Origin of the sequence: Streptomyces neyagawaensis (assembly GCF_023516595.1) — a bacterium.
Lineage (GTDB): Bacteria > Actinomycetota > Actinomycetes > Streptomycetales > Streptomycetaceae > Streptomyces > Streptomyces neyagawaensis.
In genome coordinates this window covers 1-6,821 of the sequence record NZ_JAMGBG010000129.1, presented here as the reverse complement: position 1 = coordinate 6,821, position 6,821 = coordinate 1, and the positions used below count along the sequence as shown (strand labels likewise).

Below are 6,821 nucleotides of genomic sequence, written 5' to 3'. Positions count from 1 at the left end.
CTGTCCTGGGTGAAGAGGTCGGGGAAGGCGTCGGCGCGCGCGATGGTGGGGATCAGGCCGGGAAAGAATTCGGTGACGATCTCGGTGGCCTTTTCGATTTCTTCCCGGGTGAGTTCCCTGGGCACGGAGTCCGGGTCGGGGGTCGCCCTCGCGCGCCCGGCCAGCGGTCCGTCGATGGATGCCTTGACCGTCACGCCGTCGAAGGCGGGTGCGCCGTACATGGAGCGGTCCTCGTACCACCGGCTGAAGGCGGGGAAGTTCTCCGGCGAGAACTGGGTGCCGTCCTGGGCGATGAACCAGGTCAGGACGATCCGATGGGTTTCGGTGACGGCCTTGAGGTGGTCGGGCATGAGTTTTCGGGACCAGCCGCCCGAGGCGACGATGACCTTTTCGAATGTCCAGGTTCTGTCGCCCGAGGTGACGACGACGCCGTGGTCGGTTTCGGTGATGCTGTCCACGGGTGTGTTCTCGAGGACGGTGGCGCCGTTGGCCTGGGCCGCCGCGACCGCGGCGCTGACGGCGCGGTCGGTGCGCAGAACGCCGGCGTGGGGGTCGTAGACGGCGCAGTCGTCGGGGCGGAGGTTGTGCTGGGGGTAGCGCTCCGCCATCTCCTCCCGGTTGAGGACGCGGTGCTCGGCTCCGGTTCTGCGCGTGGCCTCGAGGAGGCTGTTGATGTAGCTGCCGTTAGCCGTCCCGATGGACAGGCCCCCGGTGGTGGTGAGGATGTCCTGCCCGGTTTCCGCTTCGAGCTCGGCCCACAGGCCGCGGGAGCGTTCGATGATGGGGTGGTACTCGGGTCTGCCGAGGTAGATCATGCGGAACAGGCGGGTGTCTCCGCCGACGGCGCTGCGGCCGTGGGCGGGGGTGGCGGCCTCGAAGCCCACGACCGAGTCGGACAGTCGGGAGGCCTGCCACAGGGCCATGCTTCCGATGCTGCCCAAGCCGATGACGGCGAGTCGCGCGTCCATGAGGGCGGTTTCCTTTCTTGGTTCGTGAAGGCCGGTGTCTACTCGTGAAGCCCGGCGAGGCGGCTGCCGAATCTGGCCAGGAGTGAGGTCTTGCTGGAGCCCCTGCGCTCTTCCCACTGGTCGGCGATACCGAAGAGCCGGTACATGGCGTGAACACCCAGCCAGCGAACGGGCTCCGGTTCCCACTTCCGTGCCCGGTAGCCGACCCAGGGGAGGGTGGTGCGTTCGGTTTCCCTCTCGAAGGCGAGCTCCGCGAGGGTCCTGCCCCCGACGTAGGCTGCCGTGACGCCGTGTCCCGCGTAGCCGGTGGACGATCCGATCCCGGATGCGGGGTCCCAGTGCACGCCGCCGTTCCAGTCCCGCGTGACGCCCAGGACGCCCGACCAGGCGTGGTCCACCTCGAAGGGAATCCCCGGGAAGAAGGATCCGAGCTTGTGCGAGATCAGGTCGATGGTGGACTGGGCGGTCGCACCGGCTCCTCCCGTACCGGACCCGAAGCGGTAGGGGACACCGCGGCCCCCCATGGCGATACGGCCGTCCGCCGTCCGCTGGGCGTAGATGAACGTGTGCGCGGAGTCGTTGAGGCATTGGGGCCCGTCCCAGCCGATCTCCTGCCACGCCTCCTCCGGCAGGGGCTTGGTCACGATCATCGAGGAGTTGACCGGGATCAGGGCCCGGCGGCCGAGCAGCGGTCCCGAATAGCCTTCGGTGCAGATGAACGTCTTCGCCGCGGTGACGCGTCCGTCGGCCAGGGAGAGGGTCTTGCCCTCGACGCTGGTCACGCGGCTGCCCTCGTAGATCCTCACCCCCATGGAGGTCAGGGTGTCGGCGAGGCCATGGACGAGTTTCGCGGGGTGGATCCGCGCGCAGTGCTGGTAGAAGAGCCCGCCGTGGACGGTCGAGATATTGATCAGGCTCCGGAACTCGTCCCGGTCGAGCAGTCGGCTCTCGTCCTCGGTCAGCCCGTACTTCAGGTCGGCGTCACGCCTGGTGACAAGTCGGCCCAGGCCCGCCCGAGTGTGGGCGGCGACGAGTGCGCCGCCCTTGTGCTGATCGGCGTCGATGCCCTCGGCCTGGAGGATGTCCAGGACCGCGTCGACGCCGGCGACGAATTCCTGCTGCAGTGCCCGGCTCGCCGCCAGTCCTCCGCCGGCGCGGGCGAAGGCGGCACGGTTGCCCGGAGGCATGGCCGAGAGCCAGCCACCGTTGCGTCCCGATGCGCCGTAGCCCACCTGTTCGGCCTCGAAGACGGCGACCGAGAGCGACGGTTCGAGCTTCTTGGCGAAGTACGCAGCCCACAGGCCGGTGTAGCCGCCGCCGACAATGGCCACGTCGACGCAGTCCTGGCCGGTGAAACGGGGGAACGAGGGCTTCTTGTCGGCCAGTTGGGCCACCCAGAAGCCGAGCTCTCCATTTCGGGGTCGTGCCGCGAGGGCGTTCATGGTGTGTCCTGCTTCTGGGCTCACGGCCGTACTGTTCTCCTAACCGGTTCGCCGCTGCACCGCGTGCGGATGACGGCAGTTCTCCGCTCGGGCTCGGACGTCAGGGGCGCGGAAGGCCGAAGAGGACGGGGAGGTCGGCGATGTCGGTGATCCGCTCGTAGCCGAGCCAGTGCTCGTCGTGCTCCCAGCCGCGGTCCATGTACACCTTGTTCTCGATGCCCACGATCGCCGCGGAGCGATGGTCGTACATCGGGCTCGCGGAGACGTGCACGAGCTCGTCGGGTGTCACGCCGAGCTTGTCAAGCATGTAGTCGAACGCGCCGAGTCGCGGCTTGTAGATGCCCATCTCCTCGGCGCTGATGACGACCTCGAACGGGGCCTTCAGGTTCTCCGCGAGGCGCTCGGCGTGCGCGGTGTCGCTGTTCGTGATGATCACCAGCGGGACCTCTTCGGCCAGGCGGTTGAGTGCCTCGGTGACACCGGGGTACGGACCCCAGGTGGGGATGGTCTCGTACACCGCCCGCGCGTCCTCCTCGCGGTGATCGAGACCGAGCTTGCGTGAGGTGCGCTCCATGGAGCGGGCGACGACCTGGTGGAACGGCTGGTACGCGCCCGTGCACTCGTCGATCCGGTACGCCTTGCAGATCCGCAGGTACTCATCGGCGACCTCGGCCGGCAGCCGGTCGCCCAGCACCTCACGCATCGCGTCGTTGATGCTGAACTTGATCAGCGTGCCGTTCATGTCGAACGTCACGAACTTGGGCTTGGCATCGAATACCACTGGGTCCTCCTCGTGCTGCAACGGAGCAGTTCCTCGGTCTGGTCGATTGTCGACCATCTTGTTGGTCGATTGTCGACCGTTGGTCCCTCGGCTGTCAATGGGCTCACGCGTTACGTGCACGCAGGGCCCATGTCTGGGGGCCTGCTTGAGGTGTTGACGCCGGATCGGCGGGGGTATAGTCGACAAACGACCAGGTGGTCGGGTGTAAGCAGGGGATGGTGACGGGGTGGACCACAAGTTCGAGTGGCAGGAGCAGCGGACGACGACGCCGGACGGTGTCTACCGCACGTTGCGTGCCGCCATCCTCGATGGAAGCGTCCCTCCTGGTGGCCAGCTGCGCGAGGCGCACATCGCCACGGACCTGGGGATCAGTCGGTCCCCGCTGCGCGAGGCCCTGACCAAGCTGGAGGAAGAAGGGCTCGTCGTAAAGATCCCTTACCGCGGCGCGTTCGTCGTAGAGGTGAGCGCTCGCGAGGTCGCCGAGATCGACTCGGTCCGGCTGCACGTCGAACCGTACGCCGCCGAGCTCTCGGCCGAAGCGCTGCGCGGTGCTGAGCGGCCCCAGTTGCTGGGGACCGTCGAGGATCTGCGCCGGGCCATGGAGAAGGACGACATCCCGGCCAGCATCGACGCGCACCTCCGCTTCCACCGGCTCTTCTACGACCTCTCGGGCCACGGCGTCCTGCAGGGCATGTGGAACGGCTGGGAGACCAAGCTGCGCCTCTACCTCAGCGTCGATCACCGCACGTACAGCGACAACCCGCAGCAACTGGTCGTCGAGCACGAGAGGTTGGCCAAGGTCGCCCTGGAAGGCGACACCGACGCGTTCCGTCAGGAACTGGCCGCCCACTTCCCCATGGGGCTGCGAGCCCAGTCGGGGGATCACGGGTAGCGTGCGCCTCGGCGCGTATGGGATCCGCCCCCTGCGGGAAGCGCCGAAGCGGCACGCGCTTGCCGCGGTGACGTTGCGGAGCGGCGCCGGGCGGATCTGAGTCCCTCTTTCCCTCTTCGGTGTGCCGGCAGGTGCGCACGTGCTGCCCAGGGCGCATCCGGGCGTTGAAGTTTGTATTGACAGTGCTCTTCAGGCCGCCATATGGTCGACAAACGACAATCGGTGGCGGCTTTAAGCCACTCCATGGCGCTTTGTCGCCCCTGCTACTCGAGGAGAGGTGTCGAGTACAGATGAGCAGGATTCGCATGAAACACAAATTTGGCATCAAGTGTCTTGTTATGTCCCCCGTGCCGTCTGCGGCGGTGACGCGATGAGCCGGTCCGTGACGTCGGAGGTGAGCACCGGTTCGGCTTCCGCTCGGCTTCAGGCCCTGGGCCTCGCCCTTCCCGAACTCGCCGACAACCCGTACTACGTGCACCACCGGTCGGTGGGCTCCAGCATCCACATCTCGGGCCAACTGCCCTACAAGGACGGTTGGTTGCTGGGTCAGGGCATTGTCGGCCGGGACGTCGAGCTGGAGACGGCGCGGTCACTGGCCCGCCATGCCGCGCTCAATGCTCTCGCCGCCGCTGTGCAGGCCGTGGGCGAGCTGGAGCGGGTCCGGATCGTGCAGATGCTGGTCTTCGTCGCCAGCACGCCGGACTTCGGTCAGCAGTCGCAGGTCGCCAACGCGGCCAGTGACCTGCTGATCGAGGTGCTGGGGGAGAACGGACGGCACGCTCGCACCGCGATCGGTGTCGCCGGGCTGCCGCTGAACAGCCCTGTCGAGATCCAGATGGTGTGCACCGCCGTCCCGAGGCAGGCGGCGTGAACCGGATGCAACGAGCACTCGACGCTCTGGTCGAGCGGATCGACACCCCCGCGCCGATCGTGCTGGTCGACGTCATGCAGGGCAACATCGACCGCGTCCAGGGGTTCGCCGACCAGCGCAACATCCAGGTCAGGCCGCACGTCAAGACGCACAAGTGCGTGGAGATCGGGCGACGCCAGATCGAGGCGGGCGCGGTCGGCATCACCACGGGAAACGTCGGTGAGGCCGAGGTCTTCGCCGCGGCCGGGTTCGACGACATCTTCCTCGCCTACCCGATCTGGGCCGCAGGGTCGAAGAAGGCCCGGATCCGCCGGCTCGCCGAGTCCGCCCGGCTGCGGGTCGGCGTAGAAAACGTCGCGGCGATCGAGGCTCTCGCCGACGCGGTGGGAGACGAACCGGACCGGCTGCAGGTCGTGATCGAGGTCGACTGCGGTGCCCGTCGTTCCGGGGCGCCCCCCGAGGCCGCGGGTGATCTCGCGCTCGCCGCCCGCAAGCGCGGCTTGGTGCCGGTGGGCGTCTTCACCTATCCCGGTCACGGCTGCACCGGCCCGGACGCTCGCCGACGTGCGGCGCGGGATCAGGAGGCTGCGCTCACCGCTGCGGTGCGCAGCCTCGAAGGTGTCGGGGTCACGGCGGAGGTGGTCAGCGCCGGCTCCACTCCCACCCTCGAGTTCTCCACCAGCAGTGTGATCACCGAGATCCGTCCCGGCGAGTATGTCTTCGGCGATCTGAACAACGCCCGGCTGGGCGCCTGCACGGAAGACCAGATCGCGCTGTTCGTCGCCGGCACCGTGGTCAGCGACTGGGTCCCCGGCCAGGTCATCCTCGATGTGGGCAACAAGGCCCTCAGCAAAGAAGGCAGCCCCGAGATCGGCTACGGCGGCATCGCCGGCACGACAGCGGTCCTGTCCAAGGTCAACGAGTACCACGGGTTCCTCCCGCTGCCGGACGGTGAGTTCCGCCCCAGCGTCGGCAGTGTCGTACCGGTCGTGCCGAACCATGTCTGCCCGGTCGTCCTCGGCTTCGAGGAACTCATCGTCACCGACAGCACGGGCACATCGCTGGAGCGCTGGCCCGTCGACGCCCGCGGATTCCTCAACTGACCGGCATGGGACGAGACTCCCGTCCTCCCCGAGCCCCCACCCCCGACCGACCTCCCCCGTAAGAGGAGTGCCTGATGAGACTCAAGAACGTCACGGCCCTGGTGACAGGCGCCAGCAGTGGCATAGGGCAGGCGGTGAGTTCCCACTTCCGCCGGGAGGGCGGGCGGCTGTTGCTCACCGGCCGGAAGGAGCGGCTCGACAGCGCTCAGCCCGACGATCTGTACATTCCCGGAGACCTCAACGACGAGACGTTCGTCGAGCACTTGGCCAAGCAGGCCGCGGAGTCCTTCGGCACCGTCGACGCCGTCGTCATCAACCACGGTCTGCAGGCCGACGGTCCACTCACCGAGATGGCCTGCGACGACGCGAGGAACGTGCTGGAGAGCAACCTGCTCAGCGCGTTCCTGGTGATGAAGCACTTCGCGCCGCTGATGCCCGAGACCGGCGGGTCGTTCGTCTGCGTCAGCTCACGGCTGGGCATGGTCGGCATGGCCGGGCAGGTCCTGTACTCCGCCGCCAAGGGGGGCCTCATCATGCTCGCCAAGGGCGCGGCGATCGAGTGGGCCCCGCGCAACATCCGCGTCAACGTCGTCGCTCCGGGCCTGACCGCCACGCCGATCATCGAAGCGGCGTTCCAGCGCAGGCCCGACCCCGAGGCCTACCGCCGCCAGCGCGAGAGCACGATCCCGCTCCAGCGCCTCGCCACCCCCGAAGAGGTCGCCGACGCGGTGCTCTTCTTCGCGTCGTCGGAGTCGTCGTACGTG

Annotated in this window: 7 protein-coding genes; 4 read left to right on the top strand and 3 right to left on the bottom strand. The window is 67.9% G+C overall.

Annotated elements, in window-relative coordinates:
• The 3 genes from M8J73_RS36715 to M8J73_RS36705 all read right to left on the bottom strand — a co-directional run.
• Positions 1 to 968, bottom strand: a 968-nt coding sequence (locus M8J73_RS36715; RefSeq protein WP_249829590.1) for an FAD-dependent oxidoreductase, incomplete at its 3' end; no start/stop codon positions are given.
• Positions 969 to 1,006: 38 nt separating this feature from the next.
• The gene (locus M8J73_RS36710; protein WP_249829589.1) at positions 1,007 to 2,434 is read right to left on the bottom strand and encodes an NAD(P)/FAD-dependent oxidoreductase; all 1,428 of its coding nucleotides are present in this window, start codon (positions 2,432 to 2,434) and stop codon (positions 1,007 to 1,009) included.
• 76 nt (positions 2,435 to 2,510) lie between these two features.
• Entirely contained in the window at positions 2,511 to 3,191 is a 681-nt protein-coding gene (locus M8J73_RS36705) for a haloacid dehalogenase type II (RefSeq protein ID WP_055542123.1), read from the bottom strand.
• A 226-nt stretch (positions 3,192 to 3,417) separates the two neighbouring features.
• Here M8J73_RS36705 and M8J73_RS45340 point away from each other — a divergent pair, with 226 nt between their 5' ends.
• The 4 genes from M8J73_RS45340 to M8J73_RS36685 all read left to right on the top strand — a co-directional run.
• The gene (locus M8J73_RS45340; protein ID WP_055542124.1) at positions 3,418 to 4,083 is read left to right on the top strand and encodes a GntR family transcriptional regulator; all 666 of its coding nucleotides are present in this window, start codon (positions 3,418 to 3,420) and stop codon (positions 4,081 to 4,083) included.
• 382 nt (positions 4,084 to 4,465) lie between these two features.
• A complete protein-coding gene (locus tag M8J73_RS36695) occupies positions 4,466 to 4,954 on the top strand; it encodes a RidA family protein (protein ID WP_240501684.1) in 489 nt (162 codons plus the stop codon).
• 5 nt (positions 4,955 to 4,959) lie between these two features.
• A complete protein-coding gene (locus tag M8J73_RS36690; RefSeq protein WP_249829588.1) occupies positions 4,960 to 6,057 on the top strand; it encodes an alanine racemase in 1,098 nt (365 codons plus the stop codon).
• Positions 6,058 to 6,131: 74 nt separating this feature from the next.
• On the top strand, positions 6,132 to 6,821 hold a 690-nt coding region (locus M8J73_RS36685), incomplete at its 3' end, for an SDR family NAD(P)-dependent oxidoreductase (RefSeq protein WP_249829587.1).